Raw genomic sequence first — 26,267 nt, forward strand, 5'->3', positions numbered from 1 at the left:
CTTTCGGGAGGATTCGGCCGCGGTCGGACGGCCTGCCTGCTACTGCTACCGGTCCCCGAAGATCGTGCGGTGCCAGTCCTTCCTGGCTACCGCCGTATTGTCGAACATGACGTGCTTGATCTGGGTGTACTCCTCGAACGAGTACGAGGACATGTCCTTGCCGAAGCCGGACGCCTTGTATCCGCCGTGAGGCATCTCGCTGATGATCGGGATGTGGTCGTTGACCCACACACACCCGGCCTTGATCTCGCGGGTCGCCCGGTTGGCCCGGTAGACGTCCCGGCTCCAGGCGGAGGCGGCGAGACCGTACGGGGTGTCGTTGGCGAGCGCGATCCCCTCGTCGTCGCTGTCGAAGGGAAGGACGACGAGGACCGGCCCGAACAGCTCGGACTGGACGATCTCGCTGCCCTGGGCGGCGTCGGCCACCAGGGTGGGCCGGTAGTAGGCGCCCTTGGCGAGCTCCCCTTCCGGTGCCTCGCCGCCGGTGACCACGCGCGCGTAGGCACGCGCACGGTCGACGAAGGCGGCGACCCGGTCCCGCTGCACATGCGAGATGAGCGGGCCGAGGTCGGTGTCGGCGGCGAAGGGATCACCCAGCCGCACGGTCTCCATGAGGGCGGCCGTCTTCTCGACGAAGGCCTCGTAGAGCGGCCGTTGCACGTACGCGCGCGTGGCGGCCGTGCAGTCCTGGCCGGTGTTGATGAGCGCGCCCGCGACGGCGCCGTTGACGGCGGCGTCGAGGTCGGCGTCGTCGAAGACGAGGAAGGGAGCCTTGCCGCCCAGCTCCAGGTGGATCCGCTTGACGGTCGCGGTGGCGACCTCGGCGACGCGCTTGCCGACAGCGGTGGAGCCGGTGAAGGAGGTCATGGCGACGTCGGGATGGCCGACGAGATGCTCACCGGCCTCCTTCCCCGTCCCCGTGACGACGTTGATGACACCGTCCGGGATACCGGCGTCGGTGGCGGCCTGCGCGAACAGCAGCGAGGTCAGGGGCGTGAGCTCGGCGGGCTTGAGCACGACGGTGTTGCCGGCGGCGACGGCCGGAAGGATCTTCCAGGCGGCCATTTGCAGGGGGTAGTTCCAGGGCGCGATGGACCCCACGACACCGATCGGCTCCCGCCGTACGTACGACGTGTGGTCACCGGAGTACTCCCCGGCGGACTGCCCCTGGAGATGCCGGGCGGCGCCCGCGAAGAAGGCGGTGTTGTCGATCGTCCCCGGGACGTCGAACTCACGCGTCAGCTTCAGCGGCTTGCCGCACTGGAGCGACTCCGCGCGGGCGAATTCCTCGGCCCGCTCGGCGAGGACGGCGGCGAATCGATGCAGTGCGTCCGAGCGCTCGCCGGGTGTCGTGGCGGCCCAGCCGGGGAACGCCGCACGGGCGGCGGCGACCGCCGCGTCCACGTCCGCCGGGCCGGCCAGCTCGTAGGTGTACACCTCCTCGCCGGTCGACGGGTCGACGACGGCGTGTGTACGACCCGAGTTCCCCTTGGTCAGTCGGCCCGCGATGAACTGCGCGCCGACCGCGAGGCGCTCCTGCGCGGGGAACCGCTCCGAGGGGTGGGGGGTGACACTGGCCGGGTTGTGCATGTCGCTCTCCTCCGCCGCCGGCCCGTGTTCACAGGCGGTGGGCGTAGCTCCAGCTCGATTTGAGTGCCGATCCTGACAGAGCAAGTGTCGTCCAACAAGTGATTCCGTTGTTGCCTTTTGGTTACGCGACGGAATCTGTCGACCAGGTGTCGAGCGAGAACGGAAAAGGAAGGACGGAGTGTCAGTGGCGCCTGCCAGACTCGCATGCATGACGAAGATCGATTCTCGGGACGCGCTGGTCAGGGCGGTCGTGGAGGGGGCGAGGATCAAGTACCTGCACTTCTGGGGACACCGGCCCCTGCCCGACGGCCGGATCGGCGCGAGCTGTCTGAGCCAGTGGTGGCCGTCACCGTTCGTGGTGGACGGAGTGACCTACGCGACCGCGGAGCACTGGATGATGGCCGGCAAGGCACGGCTCTTCGGTGACGCGGAGGCGGAGCGGCGGATCCTGGCCGCCGGGCATCCGTCCGTGGCGAAGAAGGAGGGGCGGCTGGTACGGGGTTTCGACAACGCGATCTGGGAGCGTGAGCGCTTCGGGATCGTCGTCGAGGGCAGCGTGCACAAGTTCGCCTCGGACGCGCGGCTGCGGGAGTTCCTGCTGAACACCGGCGAGCGGGTCCTCGTCGAGGCCAGCCCCGTGGACCGGGTGTGGGGCATCGGCCTCGCGGCGACGGACGAGGGCGCGCTGGACCCGGAGCGGTGGCGGGGGCCGAACCTGCTGGGGTTCGCGCTGATGGAGGCGCGGGGGCGGCTGCGAGCTGAAGCGGTGGGCGGCTAGAGCCTGTCCGGCGTGTACCGGAGGGGCCGAGGTCCCTAGGTGACTGCCAGCACGACGAGCATCCCGACGCCCAGCACGATCCCCACGGCTCCGCAGATGATCCCGGCCAGAGCCTGACCGGGGTTCGTGGCCATGCCCTTGCTCGCCTTGCCGCGGCCGATCGAGCCGAAGATCACGCCCAGGATGCCCAGGATGATGGCCACCGGCCACAGGCAGAAGACGATCGCCGAGAGGATGCCGAGCACAAGCCCGGCGGTGCCCATGCCGTTGGCGGGCAGGGGCTGCATGCCGGGCCAGCCGTAGTACCCCTGAGGATGGCCGGGGTAGCCCTGGGCTTGCGCCGGGTAACCCTGCGGCTGACCGGGGTAGCCGTAGCCGCCGCCGGGATAGCCGTAGGGCAGCTGTCCGGGGCCGTCGGGGGCGATGGGCGGCGGGGGGACGGACGCCGCGTCCGGGGCGTAGGGGGCGGGGCCGGTCGGGCCGGTGGGAGGGGCGAAGGGGTTCGGCGTGGGCCCGGCGTGCGGCGGGGCGAACGGGTTCGGCTGGGCTGTACCGGCCGGTTGAGCCGTCGCGTGCGGCGGGGCGAAGGGGTTGGCCGGGTCAGGTGTGGGGCCGGTCGCCGGACCGCTCGGCGCGGCGAAGGGGTTGGCCCAGGGCTGCGGCGCGGGTGTTCCGCCGTCGGGCGTCGGCGTGGAGGCGGCACCCGAGGTCGTCCCGTCCGCCCCCGGCATCGACGTGACCGTCCGCTGGTCGTGCACGGAGGGAGGCGGCCAGGAGAGAGGGCCGTTGGATACGACGGTGCCACCAGGGCCCCCCGGACCACTTGGGACACTCACGTCGCCCGGACTACCCGGACCACCCGCGCCACCCGCGCCACCCGGCGAAGCCGAGCCCTCCCCCGACAGCGGCACCTCCTCCGCGGACACCGTGGGCATCGCTCCCGCGTCACCGGCCGGCGGCGCCCACGGGTCCCGCTCGACCGGCGTCCCCGCGACGGACGCCCCCACCCCGTCCGGCGCACCCGCCCCGTCCGGCTTCCCCAGCCCCACCTTGGGGGCCGGTGGCGGAGTCGACCGGTCCCGGATCGGGTCCGGTGTCTGCGCCTCGTCGGACATGCGTGCGATCCCCTCGGTTCGGATGTCCCGTCATGCTACGGCCGCCGTCACCCCGACGCCGGGGCGGCCTACGATGATCCCCGAGTCATCGATCAGCCGATCACCCGCGCCCGCCGCACGCCGCACGCCGGCCGAGGGCGCCGTTCCGGGGAGGAACCTTGACCGACCGCCTTGTCGACCCCAGCATCCCGCGCGACCTGCACGCCTTCATCGCGTCGCTGCCCAAGGCCGAACTGCACGTCCACCACGTGGGCTCCGCCTCTCCCCGGATCGTCTCGGAACTGGCCGCCCGGCACACCGACTCCAGGGTCCCCAGCGATCTGGAGGCCCTGGCCGACTACTTCACCTTCACGGACTTCGCCCACTTCATCGAGGTGTACCTGTCCGTCGTCGACCTGATCCGCACACCGGAGGACGTACGTCTGCTGACGTACGAGGTCGCGCGTGATCTGGCCCGGCAGCAGGTGCGCTACGCCGAACTGACCATCACGCCGTTCTCCTCGACCCGTCGCGGCATCGACGAGAAGGCGTTCATGGAGGCGATCGAGGACGCCCGCAAGGCGGCCGAGGCCGAGTTCGGGACCGTGCTGCGCTGGTGCTTCGACATCCCCGGCGAGGCGGGCCTCGTCTCCGCCGAGGAGACCGCGCGGCTGGCCACCGACGACCGGCTGCGCCCGGAGGGCCTGGTCTCCTTCGGACTCGGCGGCCCCGAGATCGGCGTACCGCGCCCGCAGTTCAAGCCGTATTTCGACCAGGCGATCGCAGCCGGCCTGCACTCGGTCCCGCACGCCGGTGAGACGACCGGTCCGGAGACGGTGTGGGACGCCCTCACCCACCTGCGTGCCGAGCGCATCGGGCACGGCACGAACTCCTTCCTGGACCCGAAGCTCCTCGCCCATCTCGCGGAGGAGCGGATCCCGTTGGAGGTGTGCCCGACCTCCAACATCGCCACCCGCGCGGTGCGCACGCTCGACGAGCACCCCATCAAGGAGTTCGTGAAGGCCGGGATCGTCGTCACCATCAACTCCGACGACCCGCCCATGTTCGGCACCGACCTCAACAACGAGTACGCGGTCGCCGCCCGCCTCCTCGACCTCGACGAGCGGGGTCTGGCGAAGCTCGCCAAGAACGCGGTCGACGTCTCCTTCCTCGACGCGCCGGGCAAGGCCCGCATCAAGGAGGAGATCGACACGTACACGGAGGCATGGCTCGCCCCCTGAGCGACCTGAGCCGACCTCAGCCGACCTCAGCCGACGGCACGGCATCCCTCCCGCCCACCACAATGGACGCATGCAGAAGCTGACCGCAGTGGCCCACCGGGGCGACCCCTACCGCGTCCGTGAGAACACGCTCGACTCCCTGCGTTCCGCGCTCGACCTGGGCGCGGACGCCGTCGAGGTCGACGTACGCCTCACCCGGGACGGCGTCCCCGTGCTGCTGCACGACGCCACCCTGAAGCGGCTGTGGGAGCACGACCGCCCGCTGCTGTCCCTGTCGGCCGCCGAGGTCCACGGCCTCACGGACGGCAGAGTGCCGACGCTGACGGAGGCCCTCGGCAAGACCGACGGCGCCCGGCTGATGCTCGACCTCCCCGGCACGCCCGACGTCCGCGCGGCCCGCCGGGTGATGGACGTCGTACGGGAGGCCGGGGCCGAGGACCGCGTGTACTACTGCGCGGGCGCCCCCGCCATGCTCGCCGTACGCGCCGCGGACCCGGCCGCGGAGATCGCGCTGACCTGGACGTCCCTGGCCCCGCCGCGCCCCGTGCTGCTGGACGCGGTACGCCCCCGCTGGCTCAACTACCGTTTCCCGCTGGTCGACAAGGCCCTCGCCGACCGCGTCCACCGCGACGGCTACCGGCTCTCCGTGTGGACACCCGACACGGTCCGCTCGATGCGCCGTCTGATCGCCGCCGGCGTCGACTCGATCACGACGAACCGCGTCGACGCCCTCTGCGCCCTGCGCGACCTACAGGCGTGAGCGCTGCGCCACCTTCGCCCGATCGGCGGGGGTCGCGCGGGTGACGTACTGCGGTACCGGCGCCGTGTCCTCGCCGTTGTCGCGGACCAGGCCGTAGCGGATCGCGCCTTGCGGGGGGCCGTAGTTGATGTCCTGGTCCGCCGCCTCCCAGCTGGAGGGGAAGACGGTCAGACCGTAGGAGGCGCCGCGTTCGTTGACGGTCAGGTCGACGCTGCCGTCGAGGTAGAAGTACTCGTTCTGCCACATCTGCTGGGTGCCGGCCGGCAGGACCGTGTATCCGGTGTCCGGGCCGCCCATGCCGGTGGTGTCGGGCCCGGTGGGGTCGTCCATCCGGCGGCCGCCCGCCGAGGCGACATGGAAGAGCTTGCCCTTGAGGGCGGTCCAGGTGGGCATGGCCAGACTGCCCGACCGGTCCTGCGGGGCGATCTGCCAGCGCACCAGGACGTACCCCTGCCCGCTGAGGGTCACCGTCTCCCCGCGGTGCTGCATGACCGCCTTCGCGCCCCAGCTGCTGGTGATCCCGGCCTCGGGCCGGCGCGGCAGCGCCGCCGGCCGCGCGTCCGGATCGGGAGCCGCGTCGACGGCGTCGACGACCGTGCCGTACAGGTCGACCTTTCTCTGCGTCGGCGACGGGGACAGAGAGGGGGACGGTGTCGCCGAAGGCGACGTCGAGGGGACGGCCGGGGGGCGGGCCGTGCTCGCGGCCGTGGGGCTGGAGACCGCGCGTGGGGGCGGGTCCTCGGGGGTCTGTACGACGACGTAGGCGCCACCCGCCACGATCGTGGCGCCCGCGGTCACCGCGACGGCGGGCTGGGTGAGCGCGGCCATCACCTTGGCGGACCAGCCCACCGAGGCGGCCCCCGCGGCACCCGCCGCCGCTGCCGCCGTCTTGCCGCCGAGGGCCAGCGAGAGGGTGAAGCCGACGGGGAGCGGAACGAGGGCGATGCCGACGAGGAGGCGTTCGGCCGGTACGACGGTCTCGCGGGTGTCACCGCAGTAGCCGCAGCCGCGGATGTGCCGGGCGAGGCGCTTGCGCCAGACGGAGTCGGGGCGGCCGTCCCAGCGGCCGGCGAGTTCGCGCAGGTCCGGGCAGGCGCCGTCGAGGGCACGGACGATGCCGCGCGCGGTCTCCACCCGCTCTTTCAACCGCTGGACACGCACGGCCGCGTGCTGTCGGCTGATCCCGGCCGCCGCCGCCAGCTCGCGCCGGGTCAGCTCGCCCGCGACCTCCAGCCACCACAGCGACAGCAACTGCCGGTCCTCGTCGTCGAGCCAGCGCACCGCCTCCGCGACCTCGCGCCGCTGCCCCTCCAACTGGAGCCGCAGCACGGTGAGTTCGGCGAAGTCGGCGGCGTCGCCCGCGGCGGTCTCGGCCAGCGGGGCGGGCGCGGTCCGGCGCCGGGCCCGGTCGCGTATCTGGCGCATGGCGATCGCGACGAGCCAGGACCGGAAGCTGTCCGGGTCGCGCAGGGAACCGAGGTTGCCGACGGCCCGCAGCATCGTCTCCTGCACGACGTCGTCGACGTCGGCATGGCCGTTCAGGGCGCGGCCGACGATGTTGTAGACGAGCGGCAGCCAGCCCGCGACCAGCTCGTCCAGCGCCTGCCGGTCACCGGCCTGCGCCGCCGCGATGGTGTCGCGCCACTCCCGCGTGTCCACGTCGTCCTTCCGGGTCCGAGATCGGTCCACCCTCTCATTCGTCCCGGGTGGAGCACTCCCGGGTGGAGACGGGACTCGGCGATCCCCGATAACACTTTTTGGGCCCCTAGGGGAACACCCGCTCAACTCCCCTATTTGCAGGCACTGTTGCTCGACATGCCGTCGGATCCTGACACCCTCGCCACCATGACTCTTCCTCGCAGAACCCTCCTGACCGCAGCCCTCGCCGTGGGCGCCGGCGCCCTGACCAGCCCGGCCTCCGCCGCCGCCTCCGCCTCCGCGCAAAGGGCCTCTCCACGAAACGCCCCCGACGCCGAGGCCCTCCGCGCCGCCATCGCCGGGCTCCCGGACGCCGACGCGACCGCCGCCCTCGTGCGGATCGGCGGCGGCGACGGCAGCTGGCGGGGCAGCTCCGGTGTGCACGACCTGGAGAGCGGACGGGCGGCCGACCCGAGGGCCCGCTTCCGGGCCGGGTCCACGACGAAGGTCGTCACCGCGGCCACCGTCCTGCACCTGGCCGCCGAGCGCCGCCTCGACCTCGACACCCCGGTCCAGCGCTACCTCCCGGGCCTGTTCACCCCCGCCTTCGACCCGATCTCCGTACGGCAGTTGCTCACCCACACGAGCGGCATCAAGCCGGGCGACGGCTTCGACGACCCGTACGCCCACCGCTTCGACACGCTGCCCCCGCAGCAGGTCGTGGCGTCGGCGATCGCGAAGGGGCCGGAGTTCACGCCGGGGACGCGGCAGCAGTACCTCAACATCAGCTACACGGTCCTCGGCCTGCTGATCGAGAAGGTGACGGGCCACTCCTACGCCACCGAGGCCACACGGCGCGTACTGCGCCCGGCCGGCCTGCACGACACGTACTTCCCCGGCACCGACCCCCGCATCCACGGCCCGCACAACCGCGGCTACCAGCGGATGACGGCGGCCGACGGGACGACGACCCTCGTCGACGTCACCGAGTGGAACCAGGCGGACCGCTGGGCGGCCGGCGACATGATCTCGACGACCGCCGACCTGGAGCGGCTGCTGCACGCGCTCTTCCGGGGCCGGATCCTGCCGGGACCGCAGCTGGAGGAGATGTTCACGGTCCCGGCGCACATCGAGGGCGCGACCTTCAGCGCCGGGCTCCAGCGCATGGCGGTGGGCGACCGGGTCTACTGGTTCAAGACCGGGGCGCGCTACGGCTACAGCACCGCGCTCGCCGCGACCCGCGATCTGCGCCGTACCGTCGTCTACTCGGTGGGCGACACCGACGCCAAGGACGAGGGGCCGAACCCGGTCATCGAACGGATCATCGCGGCGGCGCTCAAGTAGCGAGCGCGGGTACGGTCTCGGGAGTCACGGCCGTCATCGCCTCCAGCCGCTTGATCTTCCGCCGTACGACATACAGCGGTACGACCCCGAACACCCCGAACGCCATGTCGATCACGCTCCACCAGAACGGGATCCCGCGGACCGGCCCGCAGATCAGCGCGAGCGGAACGATCCCGGCGCAGGCGATCATCCCGAACTCGACGACCCAGATGTTGCGGACCGGGTCGCGATAGGGGCCGTAGAAGGCGACCGCGATCACGAGGTGCGCGAAGGCGAGCCAGTCGGTGCCGTAGAGGAGGAAGGGGTAGTCGGCGTCGGCCGTGTCGAGCCCCTGACGGACCCGGGTGATCCAGTCCGTCAGGGCGTCGGGCGCGGGCAGATGGCTGAGCAGCTGCTCCGTCCAGCGCAGTTCGTGGACGAGGGGGAAGGCCGTGGCGCCGCTGAGCACCAGGCAGATGACGAAGAGGACCAACCAGGCACGGATGCCCTTGAGCAGGGCGGCTCTGTCGCTCATGGGAGGAGCGTACGCCTGGAGTTGAACATGTTCAAAAAGAGGTCGGGGGCTCCGAGGGGGCGACGCTCGGCACGGTCGTCCCGACGTGCGACGGCACAGCGCTGGGCGAGGGATACGGGGTCCCCACCGGCTCGGACGGCGACGGCGTCGGCGTCGGTGCCTGCGGCGGTGCCTGCGTCGGCGTCGCGGAGTCGCGCGCGGGGCTGCTCGCGGGCGGCGGCGCGAGCGGGACGGTGGGAGACGCGGGGTCGTCGGGAGCCGCGAGGCGCAGTGGCAGTACGACGAGTGCGGCTACGACACCCACCAGCCCGACCCCGGCGGCGGCACGCAACAGCTTGCGACGCGCGGCGCCGCGCCGGACGGCCTCGTAGCGCCCGGGAGGCGGACCGAGATACTCGGTCGACGGACGCAGCATGAGGACGAGCGGGTCGTCGGGGCCGAAGCCCTCGGAACCGAGATCGACGTCCGGGCCGTCGTCAGCGGGTGTGGTCAAGACTCCTCCTCAGATGGGCGCGGAGCAGTTCGCGGGCCGCGTGGAGGTCCGCCTTGACGGTTCCTTCCTTGCGTCCGGTCAGCATCGCCACCTCCCGGATCGGCATGTCGGCGTAGTAGTGCAGGAGGATCGGGACACGCAGCCGTTCCGGCAGCGACTGGACGAGCAACCGTACCGAGGGGTCGGCCTGTTCGGGCGGGGCGCTGAGCTCCGCCTCCGTGGTCGCCCGGCGTACGGCCCGGCGCTCGCGCTCCAGCTTGCGCCAGTGGTCCCGGACGAGGTTCGCCGTGGTGACGTAGAGAAAGCCCTGGGGTTCGTCCACCGCCGTCCAGCGCGCCCACAGCCGGGTGAACGCCTCCGAGGCGATCTCGTGGGCCGTCTCGTCGTCGTCGACCAGCCGACGGCACCAGCCGGCGAGGCGTGGATAGAGGGCGGCGAACAGCTCGGACGCTGCCTTCTCGCGGGACCGTTTCAACGTTCTCCAGAGTGGGGGGACTTCATGGGCTCACGGGCTCACGGGCTCACGGGCTCACGGGCTCACGGGTCAAGACCCCGAACCGTCGGCACGCGTTCCGACGGGGCGGGATCTCGGGCATCAGGACGTCGTGGCGCTCGACGCGGCGAAGACGATCACGTTGTCGAGGTATCCGTCACCGGTCCGCGGCCCTCCGCAGGTGATGAGCCGCAGCTCCGGCCGGTCGACGTCGCCGTACACCTCGTCGGCCGGGAAGTCGGACTTGGCGACGGTCCGTACGGCGGTGACGGCGAACCCGGCCTCGGTCCCGTCCGCCAGCCGCGCGGTGATCCGGTCGCCGCGCCGCAGCGCCCCGAGGCGCCGGAAGACGCCGTCGCCGTAGGAACCGACCGTGACATGGCCGAGGATCACCGACGGCCCGGTCCGTCCCGGCACCGGCGAGTGCTCGTACCAGCCGGCCCGGTCATGGGCCGTGATCGGCGGCACCTGCACGCTGCCGTCCTGGGCGAGGCCGAGCCGGATGACCGGGGTGTCGACGTCGATGGCCGGGATCCGCAGCCGTACCGGCGCCGAACTCCCCTTCCCCGCATCCGACTTGGCGGTCGGCGAGGTGGCGACGGTCGACGGCGCGGCGGAAGCGCCGCTCCCGGCCCCGCCCTCCTGACCACCGCAGCCCACCAGCAGCACGCCCGGAGCCGCGAGGGCGAACGCCCGCCGCGAGAGCGGACTCATGCCCCGTGCGCCCGCCGACGCCGTACGAGCACGACGGCACCGCCACCCAGTACGACGGCCGCGGCGGCGCCCCCGCCGACGAGCGCGCCCCCGCCGTTGCCCGAGGACTGCGCGGTCACCCCGGTGTCCGGCGCCCCGCTGGGCACGACGGAGACCTGCCCCGGGGACGGCGCCACGGTCGGCTCGGCACTCGGCTCGGTACTGGGCGCCTCGCTCGGAACGGCACTCGGCTCGGCACTGGGCACGGCCGTGGCGCTCGGGACGGGGCTCGGCGTCGCGGTCCCCCCGTCGGCGAAGGCGGGTGCCACGCCGGTCAGCACGGCGGCACAGGCAAGTGCCGCTACGCCCAGGACAGTTGTACGCATGGATGACTCCCTTGCTCGGTCCGTCCGCCCGTCGGTCGGGCGGGGTGACGGATCGAGCGGAGAGACGAGACAGCCCCGGCGCGGGTTGTAAAGAGATGGCAAAGCCGCCGAGGTGGGCCTACAGCCCCACGATCGCGTTCCACCGCTTGGAGAACTCCACCCGCTCGCCGGACGTGATGTCCCGTGCGATGACGAGCCGTTCACGCATCTCGTCGTCCGGGAAGATCAGCGTGTTCTCGGCCAGCGCGGCCGTCTCCTCGTCCTTGGAGGACGCGAGGACGTTCCTCGCGTCCGGCACCGGGCAGACGTAGTTGACCCAGCCGGCGAGCTCCGCGGCGACCTCGGGGTCGTAGTAGTAGTCGACAAGGCGCTCGGCGTTGGCCTTGTGGCTGGCGAGGTCGGGGATCATCAGCGAGTCCGACCAGAGCTCCGCGCCCTCCTCGGGGACGACGAAGCGGATGTCGGGGTTGTCGGCCTGGAGCTGGATGACGTCGCCGGAGTAGGCCTGGCAGGCGAGGACGTCACCGCTGACCAGGTCCTTGGTGTAGTCGTTGCCGGTGAAGCGGCGGATCTGGCCGTTGTGCACGTACTTCTCGACCTGGTCGCAGACCTGGTGGAAGTCGTCGGCGGTCCACTTGGTGATGTCCACGCCGTTGCCCTGCATCAGCAGCGCGAACGACTCGTCGAGGCCGGACAGCAGGGTCACACGGCCCTTGAGATCGCGGTCCCACAGCTCGGAGACGTGCCGTATCTCGCGTCCGAGGCGGCGGTGGTCGTAGGCGATGCCCGTGATGCCCGACTGCCAGGGGACGGTGTGTGCCCGGCCCGGGTCGAAGGCGGGTGAACGGAGCAGCGGGTCCAGGTACTTGGTGACGTTCGGCTGGTTCGCCCGGTCCATCTCCTGGACCCAGCCGAGGCGGACGAAGCGCGCGCACATCCAGTCGCTCATGACGATCAGATCGCGGTCCGTCGCCTGGTGGTTCATCAGCGCGGGGCTGATCTTGCCGAAGAACTCGTCGTTGTCGTTGATCTCCTCCACATAGTCGACGGAGATCCCGGTCCGCTTCTCGAAGGCCTCCAGCGTCGGCCGCTTCGTGGTGTCGTCGTCGTCCGTGTCGATGTAGAGCGGCCAGTTCGCCCAGGCCAGCCTCTTGTCATCGGCGGAGAGATCGGCACCGGCCCGATCCCCCGGGGCCACATAGGCGGCAGGCACCCCACATCCGGCGAGCCCGGCACCCAGGACACCGCCCCCGAGGCCACGCAACAGGTTCCGACGGGAAAGCGACTTCGGCGTGAGGGACATGCACGGCAGCATGCCCCTCACGTCGTTGGCCGGACAATCGACGCTGCGTCAATCCGGGAGCGACACACCAGACACCTTGTCGCGTCCGTCGGCCGCAACGCCCTAGGGGCGCGGGGAACTGCGCGACAAGCCCCCACCCGCAGGCAAAAAACTACGCGTCCAACGAAGTCATGACGTGCTTGATCCGCGTGTAGTCCTCGAACCCGTAACCCGAGAGGTCCTTGCCGTACCCGGACTTCTTGAAGCCGCCGTGCGGCATCTCCGCCACCAGCGGAATGTGCGTGTTGATCCACACGCACCCGAAGTCCAGCTTCTTGGACATCCGCATCGCGCGCCCGTGGTCCTTGGTCCACACGGAAGAGGCCAGCGCGTAGTCGACGCCGTTGGCCCACTCCACGGCCTGGTCCTCGTCCGAGAAGGACTGGACGGTGATGACCGGCCCGAACACCTCGTTCTGGATGATCTCGTCGTCCTGCTGCAGCCCGGACACGACGGTCGGCGCGTAGAAGTACCCCTTCTCACCGACCTGGTGACCGCCGGCCTCGACCTTGGCGTGGGCGGGCAGCCGCTCGATGAACCCCGCGACCTGCTTGAGCTGGTTCGGGTTGTTGAGCGGGCCGAACAGCACGTCCTCGTCGTCCGGCTGCCCGGTCTTGGTGTCGGCGGCGGCCTTGGCCAGCGCGGCGACGAACTCGTCGTGGATCGACGACTGCACCAGCACGCGCGTGGCCGCCGTACAGTCCTGCCCCGCGTTGAAGAAGCCGGCCACGGAGATGTCCTCGACGGCCTTGGCGATGTCGGAGTCCTCGAAGACGACGACCGGCGCCTTGCCGCCCAGTTCCAGGTGGACCCGCTTGAGGTCCTTGGACGCGGACTCCGCGACCGACATGCCGGCGCGCACGGACCCGGTGATGGAGGCCATCGCGGGGGTCGGGTGCTCGACCATGAGGCGCCCGGTGTCACGGTCGCCCGTGACGACGTTGAAGACACCCTTGGGCAGGATCGAACCGATGATCTCGGCGATGAGGACCGTCGAGGCCGGGGTGGTGTCGGACGGCTTCAGCACGACCGTGTTGCCCGCGGCGAGAGCCGGCGCGAACTTCCACACGGCCATCATCATCGGGTAGTTCCACGGCGCGACCTGCGCGCACACACCCACCGGCTCGCGGCGGATGATGGAGGTCATCCCCTCCATGTACTCGCCGGCCGAACGACCCTCCAGCATCCGCGCCGCACCGGCGAAGAACCGGATCTGGTCCACCATCGGCGGGATCTCCTCGGACCGCGTGAGCCCGATCGGCTTGCCGGTGTTCTCCACCTCGGCGGCGATGAGGTCCTCGGCCCGCTCCTCGAACGCGTCCGCGATCTTCAGGAGGGCCTTCTGCCGCTCGGCGGGCGTGGTGTCGCGCCACGCGGGGAAGGCGCGCGCGGCGGCCTCCATCGCGGCGTCGACGTCCGACTGCCCGGACAGCGGCGCGGTCGCGTAGGCCTCGCCCGTCGCGGGGTTGACCACTTCGGTGGTCCGTCCGTCGGCGGCGTCCCGGAACTCACCGTCGATGTAGTTGCGCAGACGACGCAGCTCGGTGCTCACTGACCGGCCTCCTGTGTCGGGTCGAACTGTCCATTGGTTGAGACACCCACCCTAATCGCCCGGCCCACGTTTTCAACACCCCCGCTCCCGCCGATTCTGCGAAATCCGCAGGTCTCCGTCACGTAAACAACGAATTTCATCGGTACGGCCTTGCGGAAGTGTCGAGACGTCGTGCACAGTGAGCTCGTGGCCAGTCGAAGCACAGACCCCAGGGACTCGCGGATCACCCGAGAGTCCAGGAACGGCACCCCGCACCTGGATGCCGTCTCCCTCGCCATCGTCGAGCAGCTCCAGGAGGACGGCCGCCGGCCGTACGCCGCGATCGGCAAGGCCGTCGGCCTGTCGGAGGCGGCCGTGCGCCAGCGCGTCCAGAAGCTGCTCGACCAGGGCGTGATGCAGATCGTCGCCGTCACGGACCCGCTCACCGTGGGCTTCCGCCGGCAGGCGATGGTCGGCATCCATGTCGAGGGCGACGTCGAGTCCGTGGCCGACGCGCTGACCTCCATGGCCGAGTGCGAGTACGTGGTGATGACCGCGGGCTCCTTCGACCTGATGGTGGAGATCGTCTGCGAGGACGACGACCACCTCCTCGAGGTCATCAACCGACGTATCCGCGCCATCCCCGGCGTGCGCTCCACCGAGAGTTTCGTTTACCTGAAGCTCAAGAAGCAGACCTACATGTGGGGAACCCGATAACCGTGAGGACCCGATAACCGTGAGCTCCAAGGACCTCAGCCAGACCGCGTACGACCACCTGTGGATGCACTTCACCCGCATGTCCTCGTACGAGAACTCGCCCGTCCCCACCATCGTCCGGGGCGAGGGCACCCACATCTACGACGACAAGGGCAAGCGCTACCTGGACGGTCTCGCGGGCCTGTTCGTGGTCCAGGCGGGCCACGGCCGCGTGGAGCTCGCCGAGGCGGCCTTCAAGCAGGCGCAGGAGCTGGCGTTCTTCCCGGTGTGGTCCTACGCCCACCCGAAGGCCGTGGAGCTCGCGGAGCGGCTCGCGCACCACGCGCCGGGCGACCTCAACAAGGTCTTCTTCACCACCGGCGGCGGCGAGGCGGTCGAGACCGCCTGGAAGCTGGCCAAGCAGTACTTCAAGCTCACCGGCAAGCCGACCAAGTACAAGGTCATCTCCCGCGCGGTCGCCTACCACGGCACCCCGCAGGGCGCCCTGTCCATCACCGGCCTCCCGGGCCTGAAGGCCCCCTTCGAGCCGCTGGTCCCCGGCGCGCACAAGGTGCCGAACACCAACATCTACCGCGCCCCGATCCACGGCGACGACCCCGAGGCCTACGGCCGCTGGGCCGCCGACCAGATCGAGCAGGAGATCCTCTTCGAGGGCGCCGACACGGTCGCCGCGGTCTTCCTGGAGCCGGTCCAGAACGCGGGCGGCTGCTTCCCGCCCCCGCCCGGCTACTTCCAGCGGGTCCGCGAGATCTGCGACAAGTACGACGTGCTCCTGGTGTCCGACGAGGTCATCTGCGCCTTCGGCCGTCTCGGCACGATGTTCGCCTGTGACAAGTTCGACTACGTCCCGGACATGATCACCTGCGCCAAGGGCATGACCTCGGGCTACTCCCCGATCGGTGCCTGCATCATCTCCGACCGTCTGGCCGAGCCGTTCTACAAGGGCGACAACACCTTCCTGCACGGCTACACCTTCGGCGGCCACCCCGTGTCGGCCGCGGTGGGCCTCGCCAACCTCGACCTGTTCGAGCGCGAGAACCTCAACCAGCACGTCCTCGACAACGAGGGCGCGTTCCGCTCGACCCTGGAGAAGCTGCACGACCTGCCGATCGTCGGCGACGTCCGCGGCAACGGCTTCTTCTACGGCATCGAGCTGGTGAAGGACAAGGCCACGAAGGAGTCCTTCAACGACGAGGAGACCGAGCGCGTGCTCTACGGCTTCCTCTCCAAGGCCCTCTTCGACAACGGCCTGTACTGCCGCGCCGACGACCGTGGCGACCCGGTCGTCCAGCTCGCCCCGCCGCTGATCTCCAACCAGGAGACCTTCGACGAGATCGAGCAGATCCTGCGCGCCACGCTCACCGAGGCGTGGACGAAGCTGTAAAGCTGTTCGGCCGTAGCCCGGGGTGCACCCGTCCGAGTGACAGGGGTGGACCCCGGGCCGCGTGCTGTCCGGGGTTACGGCCCCGGCTCCCTAGCGTGCCTGGTAACCGATCGGCCCTGTCTTCGTTCCCCCGCTCGGGGGACCAACGCCAGGGAAAACAGATCAGATACGAGGTGTACGCCCATGGAGGCCCCGCCCGACAACGACGTGCTCTGGGCCCGCGCCCTGCACTTCACGCACCCCGACGGCTCGCCCGCGCTCGGCGGTGTGTCGCTCGGCGTCCGCGAGGGCGAGATCCTCGCGGTGAACGGCCCGCGCGGCAGCGGCAAGACGACGCTGCTCAGTTGTCTGTCGGGGCTGGTCCCGGCGCAACGCGGCGAGGTCTGGTTCAACAGCGTCCCGGTCCACACCATGGGCCCGATGACCCGCGAGCGCCTGCGCCGCGACCGGTTCGGCTGGATCGATCCGGCCCCGGCCCTGGTCCCCGAGCTGAACGTCTGGGAGAACGCCGCCCTCCCCCTGATGCTGCGCGGCACCAGCCGCCGCCGGGCCAAGGTGGCCGCCCTGGAGTGGCTGGAGCGCCTGGACATCGGCGACAGATCCCGCAGCCGCCCCCACGAACTCACCCAGCCGGAACGCCAACGCGCCTGCATCGCCAGGGCGCTCGCTCCCGCCCCGACGGTCCTGTTCGCGGACGAGCCGACGGCCCCCCTGCACCGCGCCGACCGCGCCCACGTCCTGCGCACCCTCACCACCGCGGCCCGCTCCCACGGCATCACCGTCGTCCTGGCCACCCACGACGCCGAGACGGCCGCGCTCGCCGACCGCACGGTCTCGCTGCTCGACGGCCGCCGGGTGAACACGGTCCACCTTCCCCCGGTCCAGGAATCGGAACCGGCAGGCCAGGGGGCCGCGTGCTCGCTCTCCGTCTGACCCGCGGCGCCCACCCGGCCGTCCACCTGCGCCGCCTCCTGGTCTCGACGGCCGCGGCCGGCACCGGCTTCCTCCTCCTGTGCACCCTCGGCTACGCCATGGCCCACCAGGACGACCCACGCGGCTCCCTCCTCCGCCTGGCCTGGTGCCTGACCCCGCTGGCCGCCACCGTCTACTTCGCCCTGGCGGTCGCGCGCACCGACCCCGGCACCCGCCCCCGCCCCGGCCTGGCGGCGATCGGCCTGGGCCCGGCCCGCCTGATGGCCGTCTCGGCGGCGACAACAGCCCTGTCCTGCCTGCTCGGTTCGATGGTGGCGCTGCTCTTCTTCCTCCACCTCCGAGGCGACCTGACAGGCATGCCCTTCGACGGCGCGGGCGCGAGCTTCCTGGCCCCGGAGGAACCGCTGCCCCTCCCGGCGGCCCTGACCCTCCTGGGCCTGGTCCCGGTGATCGCCTCGGTGACAGTCGCCTGGGTGATGCGCCCGAGGGACGACAGACCGACGGGGACGACAAGGTCGTACGGCAGATTCGGAGCCCGCGGCACGTCGGTCACGAGGGAGACGTTCGGTTCCTACGGCCGCTTCCGCGCCGGCTCGTCTGCGGGCAGTCGTGCCGCTGGGGCGGCACGGGTGGGCGCAGGCGGCGCCCCGCCAGCGCGGGCAAGCGAAACGCCCCCTACCGCAACCCCCACCGACCTGCACCCGAACACCCTCCCCCCACTCCCCAGAGAGGCACCAAAGGGCCTCCCCTGGGGCATCGCGGTACTGGCCGCAGGCCTAGCCGTAGAGGCCTACGCAGGCAGAACCCACGCCACCCCCCTCCCAGGCGGCCTCACCGGCGGAGCCCCCGGCACGCTCATCGGCTGGCTCCTCACCGCACTGGGCCTCGCCCTCGCCGGCCCCGGCCTCACCCACCTCTGCGGCCGGCTCCTCCAGTCCGCCCACCCCGGCGCCCTCCGCCTCCTGGCCGGCCGCGTCCTCATGGCGGAAGCCACCCGCATCGGCCGCCCCCTCGGCGTGGTCTGCGCGGTCGCGTCCGGCACGTACGCCATGACCACCCTGCACGACACGACGACAAGCACCCCGGACATCGGCCCGCTCACCACCCTCGGCCTGCTCCTGGTCACCGGCTGCACCCTCGCCACGCTCGCCACCGCGGCCGTGGAGGCGAAGCACGCCCGGGCCGACACCACCGCCGCCCTCCTGCGCCTCGGCGCCCCCGCGACGATGCTCCGCAGCGCGGCGGCCCTGCGGGCAGGCGCGGTACTGGCGCTGTTCGGCCCGCTCACCCTGATCGTGGCGGAGCTGGCGGCACTCCCCCTCACCCACTGAACCCGTGGGAAAAAAATCTCCGGGCGCCGATGAGTTCCTGATCCGCCCCCGGTCTACCCACCGAACAGCACGCACCCCGATGGGAGAGACCACGATGACCGCGACGCCCTACCAGCAGATGATCTTCATCAACCTGCCCGTGAACGACCTCGACGCGTCGAAGAAGTTCTTCACGGAGCTGGGCTACTCGATCAACCCCCAGTTCAGCGACGAGAACGCGGCTTCCGTCGTGATCAGCGACACCATCGTCGCGATGCTGCTGACCAAGCCCTTCTACGCCACCTTCACCGACAAGGAGATCGTGGACGCGACGAAGAGCAGCGAGGTGCTGGTCTGCCTGAGTGCCGAGAGCCGCGAGAAGGTGGACGAGCTGGTCGAGAAGGCCGTCTCCGCGGGCGGTACCGCCTCGGCGAAGATCCAGGACATGGGCTTCATGTACGGCCGCGCCTTCGACGACCCCGACGGCCACACCTGGGAGGTCGTGTGGATGGACCCGGCGGCGGTCCAGGGCTGATCCACCGGCCGCGACCGGGCGTGCGAGCATGGGCGGGTGCAGACGAGCCCCGCCCATGCGGCACACCACGACGACCGTGAGATCGAGACCGTCGAGGAGTTCGACGCGGTCGTCTCGGCCCGCGGCACCCTCGCCGGATTCCGCGTCCAGGCCGTCGATCTGACCGACCGGACAAGGGAGTTGCTCGCCACCGACACCACGGGTGCCGTCTTCCTCGGGTGCCCCATGCGGGAGAACGCGGCGGCGAAGCTCCGCACGGACGGCGCCCTGGTCTTCCCGCCCGTCCCCGGCCTCCCCTTCGACCCGTACCGCGGCCATCTCTACTCCCCGGACGAACTGTTCGACGGCTTGGAGAAGGGCTACGAACACACCCCCGACGCCCTCGCGTACGCCTGGTTCCAGCGCACCAAGGCCGACCGCGACATATACGCGTCGACACTACGTGCCGTGCACGACGACGCCGTTTCCGACGCCCTCGACGAACTCCTGGGCGGCGCAAGGGTCGTGGGCGTGATGGGCGGCCATGCGATGGCCCGCGGCACGGAGGCGTACGCCGGTGCCGCCCGCCTCGGCCGCGAACTGACCCGCGCCGGGCTCACGGTGGCGACCGGTGGCGGTCCGGGCGCGATGGAGGCGGCCAACCTCGGCGCGTACGGGGCCCCCTTCGAGGACGAGATGCTCGACGAGGCGTGCCGACTCCTCGCCAAGGCGCCGTCGTTCACGCCCTCGATCAGCGACTGGGCGCGCGCCGCCTTCGAGATCCGTACCCGCTGGCCCCGGGGCGGCTCCTCCGTGGGCATCCCGACCTGGTTCTACGGCCATGAGCCGCCGAACCCCTTCGCCTCGCACATCGCCAAGTACTTCGCCAACGCCACCCGCGAGGACGGCCTGTTGGCTCGCTCCAACGCGGGGGTGGTGTTCCTGCCGGGCGCCGCCGGGACCGTACAGGAGATCTTCGACAACGCGACGCCCAACTACTACGAGTCGCGCGGCGAGCCGACCCCGATGGTGCTCGTCGACCGGGCGCACTGGACCGAGCGGCTGCCGACCTGGCCCCTGCTCACGGCACTTGCACGGGAACGTTCGATGGAGTCGCGAATCGCCCTCGTTGACCGAATCGAGGAGGCTCCGGCGGCGCTGAAACGTCTCGGTGGTTAATAAGCAGGCAAAGCCAATGCCTGTGATGCGCTTACGCGTTGACACTACTTACGCCACACTTATAAACCTGTGAGCCTCTTGGGAATGGTGTAGTCGCATCTCGTGATGCTCCCTCACCACTCCTGCCACCCCCCGCAATTGCGCTTCCCGTAAAGGACAAACGTGGCAGTTCTGTCCATATCCCGCCGCACCGTCGCCCGCTCCGTGCGTGTCCTCGGTGTCGCCACCGCCTCGGCCGCGCTCGCGCTCGGTGCCGCCGGCAACGCGCTGGCGTGCAACATCAACGAGTTCTCCGCCGAAGCCAAGTGCGACGGCGACAAGGGCATCATCAACGTCACCGACGTCGACAAGTCCGGCGTCGAGGCCACCGTCTCCGTGTACCTGGTGGAGAACAACGCCGACGTCCGCAAGGTCGGCGAGCAGACGGTCAAGGGCTCCAAGGAGGGCACGACCATCACCTTCGAGGAGGCCTGGAAGCCCAACGCGGAGTACCGCGTTCACGTGGTGGCCCAGCCTTACATCAAGGGTGAGGACATCAAGCCGAACCTGACGACCCCGGCCACCGCCTGCAAGACGGAGGAGTCCCCGACCCCGACGGCCACGCCGTCGCCGTCGGAGTCCGCCTCCACCCCGGCCGAGGAGTCCGAGTCCCCGACCCCGTCGGCCTCGGAGAGCGAGAGCACGGCTCCCGCCGACTCCACCCCGAGCAGCGCCCCCTCGGCGGCCGGCGAGTCCAACCTCGCCGAGACCGGCGCCAACTCGAACACGGGCATGATCGCGGGCATCGCGGTCGCCCTGGTCGCCATCGGCGGAGGCGCGGTCTTCTTCGGCCTGCGCCGCCGCGGAGCGAACAGCACCCGATAAGCACGACAAACACAAAGCTGTGGCCCGCCCTCCACGAGGAGGACGGGCCACACCTGCGTCTCTACGCAGCTACACGCCGACCGCCCAAGCAGCGACCACTCACGCCACAACACCCCTCCCCGCCCCAGCCGCGGACAGTCATACCGCAGCACCCCTCCCCGCCCTAGCTGCGGGCAGTCGTGCCGCCGGGGCGGCGCCCACCCATGCAGCGGCACCCGCATCCCTGCGTAGCTGCGGGCAGTCGTGCCGCTGGGGCGGCACGGGTGGGCGCAGCGGCACCCCGCAAGCGCGGGCGAGCGAAACCCCGCCCACCCCAGCCTCAGCGCAGCCGCACCCATTCAGCCACCCAGCACAACAACCTCATCCGCATCGAACTCGACGCCCACCACGTCCCCCACCTCCGGCGCCGCCCGCAACGCACACGCCGCCTCCAACACCGGCCCCTCCCCCTCCGGCCGCAACCGCACCGCGACATGCGTCCCCTTGAACGTGCGCGCGACCACAGCGCACCGCAACCCCGCATCCACGAGCCGCACCCCCGCCGGCCGCACCAGCAGCCTCCGCACCCCCTGCGCGGCCCCCTCGGGCACCGGCACCTTCCCCCACGACGTGTCCGCGGCCTCCCCGCTCACCGTGCCCTCGACGACGTTCTCGAAGCCGAGGAACCGCGCGACGAACTCGTCGGCGGGCCGCTGCCACACCTCAAGCGGCGTACCGGACTGAGCGATCCGCCCGTCCCGCGTCACCACCACCCGGTCGGCCAGCGCGAACGCCTCCCCCTGGTCATGCGTAACGGCAAGCACGGTCGTCCCCAACCTCCCGAACAACTCCCGCAGTTCGACGACCAGCCGCTCCCGCAGCGAACGATCCAGCTGCCCGAGCGGCTCGTCCAGCATCAGCAACCGCGGCCGGGGCGCGAGCGCCCGCGCAAGCGCCACCCGCTGCTGCTCGCCCCCGGACAGTCCCGCGACGGCCCGCCCAGCCGCCCCGGGCAGCCCCACGAGGTCGAGCAACTCCCCCACCCGCTCGCCCTGTTCCCCCTTCGAGACCCCGTGCATCCGCAGCCCGAACGCCACGTTCCCGCCCACGTCCCGCTGCGGGAACAGCTGATGGTCCTGGAACATCAGCCCGACCCCGCGCTTGTGCGCGGCCACGCCCGCCTGGTCCCGCCCGTCCAGCAACACCCGGCCTCCGTCGAGGGGTTGCAGCCCGGCCACCACCCGCAGCAGCGTGGACTTGCCGCTCCCGCTCGGCCCGAGGACACACACGATCTCGTGCTCGGCGACCGACAGGTCGACCCCGTCCAGCACGGCCCGCCCGCCGAAGCGGACCGTCGCGTCCTCCAGCGCCAGCAGCATCAGAACTCACCCGTCCGGTCGGTCCGCAGCCGTTCAAGGACCAGCAACGCCACCGCGCACACCACCATCAGAATCGTCGAAAGGGCCATGGCCTGGCCGTAGTTGAGGTCACCGGCCCGCCCCAGCAGCCGCGCCACCGCGACCGGCAGCGTCGGGTTGTCGGGCCGTGCGATGAACACGGTCGCCCCGAACTCCCCCAGCGACACGGCGAACGCGAACCCCGCCGCGATCAGCAACGCCCGCCGCACCAACGGCAGATCGACCTCTCGCCACACCCGCCACGGCGACGCCCCGAGCACGGCCGCCGCCTCCCGCAGCCGCTGGTCGACGGCCCGCAGCACCGGCAGCATGGTCCGTACGACGAAGGGAACGCCGACCAGCGCCTGCGCGAGCGGCACCAGGATCCAGGACGCCCGCAGATCCAGCGGCGGCTCGTCGAGGGCGATCAGGAACCCGAACCCGACGGTCACCGCGGACACGCCCAGCGGCAGCATCAACAGCGCGTCGAAGCCCCGTACGAACCGCCCCGCGTCCCGCCGCGTGAGCGCCGCCGCGGCGAGGCCGCCGATCAGCACCGCGATGGCGGTGGCGGCGACGGCGTACTCCAGGGAATTCCCGATCGCGTCGATCGGTGGCACCAGGAACACGCCTCCGTCGGCCGAGGTCAGCGCCCGGTAGTAGCCGAAGTCCGGTGCGTCGAGCGACCGTTGGACGAGGACCGCGAGCGGCAGCACCAGCAGCACGGCGATCGTGGCCAGCACCCCGGCAAGGAGCGCCCACTGTCCGGCCCCGCGCGGCCGGCGGGCGGTCGTCGCGGGGGCGACCAGGCGCAGCACGCTCTCCCGGCGCCGTACCGTCCACGCGTGCACGGCGAGGATCCCGCCCACAGCCGCGAACTGCACCAGCGTCAGGACCGCGGCCGTACCGAGATCGAAGATCTCCGAGGTCTGCCGGTAGATCTCCACTTCGAGCGTCGAGAAGGTCGGCCCGCCGAGGATCTGCACCACCCCGAAGGAGGTGAAGGTGAAGAGGAAGACCATGAGCGCGGCGGCGGCCACGGCCGGCGCGAGCGCGGGCAGCGTGACCTTCCGCCAGGCCCGCCAAGAGGAGGCGCCGAGCATCCGCGCGGCCTCCTCCTGACGCGGGTCGAGCTGCCCCCACAGCCCACCCACCGTCCGTACGACGACGGCGTAGTTGAAGAAGACGTGCGCGAGCAGGATCGCCCACACGGTGGTGTCCAGGCGTACGCCCCACAACTCGTCCAGCAGCCCGCCGCGCCCGACGAGCGCCAGGAACGCCGTACCGACGACCACCGTCGGCAGCACGAACGGAACGGTGACGACGGCCCGCAGGATCTGCTTGCCGGGGAAGTCGTAGCGGGCGAAGACGTACGCGCCCGGGAGTGCGACCGCGAGCGTCAGCGCGGTGGAGGCGAGCGCCTGCCAGGTCGTGAACCACAGGACGTGCCGGATGTCGGACTGCGCGAGCACGTCCGCGATCCGCCCGAACTGCCAACTCCCGTCCGCCTTGAGCCCGCGCGCGACGATCGCGGCGACGGGCCAGGCGAAGAAGAGCGCGAAGAACGCGACGGGGACGACCATGAGGCCGAGCCGAGCCGCAGCGCCCTTCTTCGAAGGACGACCGTTTACTCCGGTACCGCTTACTTCAGTACGAGCGAGGTCCACGACTTGACCCAGTCGTCACGGTTGTCGGCGATCTTCGCCGGGTCCATGGTCTCGGGATCCTTGGCGGCGGGACCGTACTTGGTGAACTCGGCGGGCACGGCCGCGCCCTCGACCACCGGGTAGACGAACATGTTGAGCGGCATGTCCTCCTGGAACTGCTTGGTCAGGAGGAAGTCGATGAGCGCCTTGCCGCCCTCGCTGTTCTTCGCGTTGCTCAGCAGTCCCGCGTACTCGACCTGCCGGAAGCAGGTGCCGTCGACGACGCCGGTCGGCGCGGTCGAGGGCTTCGGGTCGGCGTAGATGACCTCGGCGGGCGGCGAGGAGGCGTACGAGACGACGAGCGGCCGGTCGGCCTTCGCCTTCTTGCCCCCGGCGGACCCGGAGAACTCCTCGTTGTAGGCCTGCTCCCAGCCGTCGACGACCTTGACGCCGTTGGCCTTGAGCTTGGTCCAGTACGCCTCCCACCCGTCGTCGCCGTACTTGGCGGCGGTCCCGAGCAGGAACCCGAGCCCCGGCGAGGAGGTGGAGGCGTTCTCGGTGACGAGGAGGTCCTTGTAGGCGGGCTTGACCAGATCGTCGTACGACGTAGGCGGCTGGAGCTTGTGCTTGCTGAACCAGGCCTTGTCGTAGTTGAGGCAGATGTCGCCGGTGTCGATGGGCGTGACCTTGTCCCCGTCGACCCGGTACCCGGCCTTGATCGTGCCGGCGCCCTTCGCCTCGTACGACTGGAAGAGCCCGTTGTCGAGCGCCCGGGACAGCAGGGTGTTGTCGACGCCGAAGAAGACGTCGCCCTGCGGGTTGTCCTTGGTCAGGATCGCCTTGTTGACGGCCTGCCCGGCGTCGCCGTCCTCCAGGACCTTGACCTTGTAGCCGGACTCCTTCTCGAAGGCGGCGAGGACACTCTTCGACACGGCCCACGAGTTGTGGCTGACGAGGGTGACGGTCTTGGACTCGCTCTTGGTGCCCTCGTCGGACGACCCGCACGCGGACAGCGCGACCAGGCCGAGGCCGACGACGACAGCACAGTACTTCTTGCTACTCACGGTGATGACCGAACTTCCTACCCAGAATGACCTGGGCGAGGTTCAGAGGGTCTGCGGCCCGATGGCCGCACTCTCAGCGCTGTGGCGCTCCCCTGTCGGATACGAATATGAAGATGTTCTGACAGCTATGAAGGTGTTCTTACGACGGTCAGACTACCGTTCGCCTGCCGCCAGCTGACCGCAGGCCCCGTCGATCTCCTGCCCCCGGGTGTCCCGGACGGTCACCGCCACACCGTGCGCGGCGATGGCCTCGACGAAGGCCTTCTCGTCCTCGGGCCGCGAGGCGGTCCACTTGGAGCCCGGGGTCGGGTTCAGCGGAATGAGGTTCACATGCACGGGCTTGCCGCGCAGCAGCCGTCCGAGCCGGTCCCCACGCCAGGCCTGGTCGTTGATGTCGCGAATGAGCGCGTACTCGATCGAGAGCCGCCGCCCGCTCTTCTCGACGTACTCGAACCCGGCGTCGAGCACCTCGCGCACCTTCCACCGCGTGTTCACGGGGACGAGGGTGTCGCGCAGCTCGTCGTCGGGCGCGTGCAGCGAGATGGCGAGCCGGCACTTGAAGCCTTCGTCGGCGAACCGGTGGATGGCGGGCACCAGCCCGACCGTCGAGACGGTGATCCCTCGCTGCGACAGCCCGAGCCCGTCCGGGGCGGGGTCGGTGAGCGCGCGGATCGACTGCACGACCCGCTTGTAGTTGGCGAGCGGCTCGCCCATGCCCATGAAGACGATGTTGGAGAGCCGCGCGGGCCCGCCCGGCACCTCCCCGTCCCTGAGCGCCCGCATCCCGTCGACGATCTGATGCACGATCTCGGCGGTGGACAGATTCCGGTCCAGCCCTGCCTGTCCGGTGGCGCAGAAGGGACAGTTCATCCCGCACCCGGCCTGCGAGCTGATGCACATGGTCACCCGGTCCGGGTACCGCATCAGCACCGACTCGACGAGCGTCCCGTCGAACAGCCGCCACAGCGTCTTGCGCGTGGTCCCCTGGTCGGTCGACAGATGCCGTACGACGGTCATCAGCTCAGGAAGCAACGCCTCCTGCAACTTGCCGCGAGCGCCGGCCGGAATGTCCGTCCACTGCTCCGGATCGTGCGCGTACCGCGCGAAGTAGTGCTGCGAGAGCTGCTTGGCACGAAACGGCTTCTCACCGATCTCGGCCACGACGTCCTTGCGCTCGGCGGGCGTGAGATCGGCAAGGTGCCGCGGCGGCTTCTTGGCTCCGCGGGGGGCGACGAAAGTAAGTTCTCCGGGCTTAGGCATGGCTGTACCAGTGTCGCAGATCGAATGGAGTGACCCTGGCCCCCGCCCGTCACCGAGGGTGACCGATGACTTCACAGCGCGGGAAGGGTCTTCCTGCCATACGCCCGCCTCCCGGATACCGAA

25 protein-coding genes and 1 riboswitch are annotated in these 26,267 nt (G+C 70.8%); of the genes, 11 read left to right on the forward strand and 14 right to left on the reverse strand.

Annotation, left to right across the window (positions count from 1 at the left end):
- Positions 1-45: 45 nt before the first annotated feature.
- Positions 46-1,590, reverse strand: coding sequence for a gamma-aminobutyraldehyde dehydrogenase (locus OG885_RS13545; protein WP_405730695.1), 1,545 nt, complete (start codon positions 1,588-1,590; stop codon positions 46-48).
- Positions 1,591-1,798: 208 nt separating this feature from the next.
- On the opposite strand from OG885_RS13545, the gene OG885_RS13550 reads away from it, so the two are divergent.
- On the forward strand, positions 1,799-2,368 hold the full coding sequence (locus tag OG885_RS13550) for an NADAR family protein (protein WP_405730697.1): 570 nt from the start codon (positions 1,799-1,801) through the stop codon (positions 2,366-2,368).
- A gap of 35 nt (positions 2,369-2,403) precedes the next feature.
- Here OG885_RS13550 and OG885_RS13555 read toward each other — a convergent pair whose 3' ends face one another.
- Complete coding sequence (locus OG885_RS13555) at positions 2,404-3,483, reverse strand: hypothetical protein (RefSeq protein WP_405730699.1); 1,080 nt, start codon at positions 3,481-3,483, stop codon at positions 2,404-2,406.
- 158 nt (positions 3,484-3,641) lie between these two features.
- On the opposite strand from OG885_RS13555, the gene OG885_RS13560 reads away from it, so the two are divergent.
- Both OG885_RS13560 and OG885_RS13565 read left to right on the forward strand, forming a co-directional pair.
- Complete coding sequence (locus tag OG885_RS13560; RefSeq protein ID WP_405730701.1) at positions 3,642-4,703, forward strand: adenosine deaminase; 1,062 nt, start codon at positions 3,642-3,644, stop codon at positions 4,701-4,703.
- A gap of 70 nt (positions 4,704-4,773) precedes the next feature.
- On the forward strand, positions 4,774-5,463 hold the full coding sequence (locus OG885_RS13565) for a glycerophosphodiester phosphodiesterase (protein WP_405730703.1): 690 nt from the start codon (positions 4,774-4,776) through the stop codon (positions 5,461-5,463).
- On the opposite strand, the gene OG885_RS13570 is transcribed toward OG885_RS13565, so the two are convergent.
- On the reverse strand, positions 5,452-7,122 hold the full coding sequence (locus OG885_RS13570; RefSeq protein WP_405730705.1) for an RNA polymerase sigma factor: 1,671 nt from the start codon (positions 7,120-7,122) through the stop codon (positions 5,452-5,454). The genes OG885_RS13565 and OG885_RS13570 overlap by 12 nt on opposite strands.
- 186 nt (positions 7,123-7,308) lie before the next feature.
- Between OG885_RS13570 and OG885_RS13575 the strand changes: the two genes are divergently transcribed.
- A complete protein-coding gene (locus tag OG885_RS13575; protein WP_405730707.1) occupies positions 7,309-8,445 on the forward strand; it encodes a serine hydrolase domain-containing protein in 1,137 nt (378 codons plus the stop codon).
- On the opposite strand, the gene OG885_RS13580 is transcribed toward OG885_RS13575, so the two are convergent.
- The 7 genes from OG885_RS13580 to OG885_RS13610 form a co-directional block, all read right to left on the reverse strand.
- Entirely contained in the window at positions 8,438-8,959 is a 522-nt protein-coding gene (locus OG885_RS13580; protein WP_405730709.1) for a hypothetical protein, read from the reverse strand. The two genes, OG885_RS13575 and OG885_RS13580, sit on opposite strands and share 8 nt — an antisense overlap.
- Positions 8,960-8,990: 31 nt before the next feature.
- On the reverse strand, positions 8,991-9,452 hold the full coding sequence (locus OG885_RS13585; protein WP_405730711.1) for a hypothetical protein: 462 nt from the start codon (positions 9,450-9,452) through the stop codon (positions 8,991-8,993).
- Positions 9,436-9,927 (reverse strand): RNA polymerase sigma factor, encoded by a 492-nt coding sequence (locus OG885_RS13590; RefSeq protein ID WP_405730713.1) that lies wholly within the window; start codon positions 9,925-9,927, stop codon positions 9,436-9,438. The genes OG885_RS13585 and OG885_RS13590 overlap by 17 nt, the downstream gene beginning before the upstream one ends.
- Positions 9,928-10,047: 120 nt before the next feature.
- Positions 10,048-10,659 carry a class F sortase gene (locus OG885_RS13595; protein ID WP_405730715.1) on the reverse strand — a complete coding sequence of 204 codons (612 nt, stop codon included), beginning with the start codon at positions 10,657-10,659 and terminating at the stop codon, positions 10,048-10,050.
- Positions 10,656-11,024 (reverse strand): sortase-dependent protein, encoded by a 369-nt coding sequence (locus OG885_RS13600; protein ID WP_405730717.1) that lies wholly within the window; start codon positions 11,022-11,024, stop codon positions 10,656-10,658. The genes OG885_RS13595 and OG885_RS13600 overlap by 4 nt, the downstream gene beginning before the upstream one ends.
- Positions 11,025-11,142: 118 nt before the next feature.
- Entirely contained in the window at positions 11,143-12,327 is a 1,185-nt protein-coding gene (locus OG885_RS13605; RefSeq protein ID WP_405730719.1) for a spermidine/putrescine ABC transporter substrate-binding protein, read from the reverse strand.
- Between the two features lie 151 nt (positions 12,328-12,478).
- Positions 12,479-13,918 (reverse strand): gamma-aminobutyraldehyde dehydrogenase, encoded by a 1,440-nt coding sequence (locus OG885_RS13610; protein WP_405730721.1) that lies wholly within the window; start codon positions 13,916-13,918, stop codon positions 12,479-12,481.
- 171 nt (positions 13,919-14,089) lie between these two features.
- On the opposite strand from OG885_RS13610, the gene OG885_RS13615 reads away from it, so the two are divergent.
- The 7 genes from OG885_RS13615 to OG885_RS13645 all read left to right on the forward strand — a co-directional run bounded on the left by OG885_RS13615 (position 14,090) and on the right by OG885_RS13645 (position 20,798).
- Entirely contained in the window at positions 14,090-14,614 is a 525-nt protein-coding gene (locus tag OG885_RS13615; protein ID WP_399965968.1) for an Lrp/AsnC family transcriptional regulator, read from the forward strand.
- Positions 14,615-14,633: 19 nt separating this feature from the next.
- Positions 14,634-15,998, forward strand: coding sequence for an aspartate aminotransferase family protein (locus OG885_RS13620; protein WP_405730724.1), 1,365 nt, complete (start codon positions 14,634-14,636; stop codon positions 15,996-15,998).
- A 183-nt stretch (positions 15,999-16,181) separates the two neighbouring features.
- Positions 16,182-16,931, forward strand: a complete 750-nt coding sequence (locus OG885_RS13625; RefSeq protein ID WP_399965967.1) for an ABC transporter ATP-binding protein — start codon at positions 16,182-16,184, stop codon at positions 16,929-16,931.
- The gene (locus tag OG885_RS13630; protein WP_405730726.1) at positions 16,913-18,262 is read left to right on the forward strand and encodes a hypothetical protein; all 1,350 of its coding nucleotides are present in this window, start codon (positions 16,913-16,915) and stop codon (positions 18,260-18,262) included. Before OG885_RS13625 ends, OG885_RS13630 begins: the two co-directional genes overlap by 19 nt.
- Positions 18,263-18,356: 94 nt before the next feature.
- Positions 18,357-18,776, forward strand: coding sequence for a VOC family protein (locus tag OG885_RS13635; RefSeq protein ID WP_405730728.1), 420 nt, complete (start codon positions 18,357-18,359; stop codon positions 18,774-18,776).
- A gap of 36 nt (positions 18,777-18,812) precedes the next feature.
- On the forward strand, positions 18,813-19,934 hold the full coding sequence (locus OG885_RS13640; protein ID WP_405730730.1) for an LOG family protein: 1,122 nt from the start codon (positions 18,813-18,815) through the stop codon (positions 19,932-19,934).
- 162 nt (positions 19,935-20,096) lie between these two features.
- The gene (locus OG885_RS13645) at positions 20,097-20,798 is read left to right on the forward strand and encodes an LAETG motif-containing sortase-dependent surface protein (RefSeq protein ID WP_399965963.1); all 702 of its coding nucleotides are present in this window, start codon (positions 20,097-20,099) and stop codon (positions 20,796-20,798) included.
- A 338-nt stretch (positions 20,799-21,136) separates the two neighbouring features.
- Here the strand turns inward: OG885_RS13645 and OG885_RS13650 are convergent, their stop codons facing one another.
- The 4 genes from OG885_RS13650 to rlmN all read right to left on the reverse strand — a co-directional run bounded on the left by OG885_RS13650 (position 21,137) and on the right by rlmN (position 26,144).
- On the reverse strand, positions 21,137-22,156 hold the full coding sequence (locus OG885_RS13650; protein ID WP_405730732.1) for an ABC transporter ATP-binding protein: 1,020 nt from the start codon (positions 22,154-22,156) through the stop codon (positions 21,137-21,139).
- Positions 22,156-23,757, reverse strand: coding sequence for an ABC transporter permease (locus OG885_RS13655; protein WP_405730734.1), 1,602 nt, complete (start codon positions 23,755-23,757; stop codon positions 22,156-22,158). The genes OG885_RS13650 and OG885_RS13655 overlap by 1 nt, the downstream gene beginning before the upstream one ends.
- 59 nt (positions 23,758-23,816) lie before the next feature.
- The gene (locus tag OG885_RS13660; protein ID WP_405730736.1) at positions 23,817-24,884 is read right to left on the reverse strand and encodes a thiamine ABC transporter substrate binding subunit; all 1,068 of its coding nucleotides are present in this window, start codon (positions 24,882-24,884) and stop codon (positions 23,817-23,819) included.
- A riboswitch (TPP riboswitch) is annotated at positions 24,881-24,988 on the reverse strand. It overlaps the preceding gene by 4 nt.
- Before the next feature lie 49 nt (positions 24,989-25,037).
- The gene (gene rlmN, locus OG885_RS13665; protein WP_399965959.1) at positions 25,038-26,144 is read right to left on the reverse strand and encodes a 23S rRNA (adenine(2503)-C(2))-methyltransferase RlmN; all 1,107 of its coding nucleotides are present in this window, start codon (positions 26,142-26,144) and stop codon (positions 25,038-25,040) included.
- Positions 26,145-26,267 lie beyond the last annotated feature (123 nt).

The organism is Streptomyces sp. NBC_00028 (assembly GCF_045041065.1).
Lineage (GTDB): Bacteria > Actinomycetota > Actinomycetes > Streptomycetales > Streptomycetaceae > Streptomyces.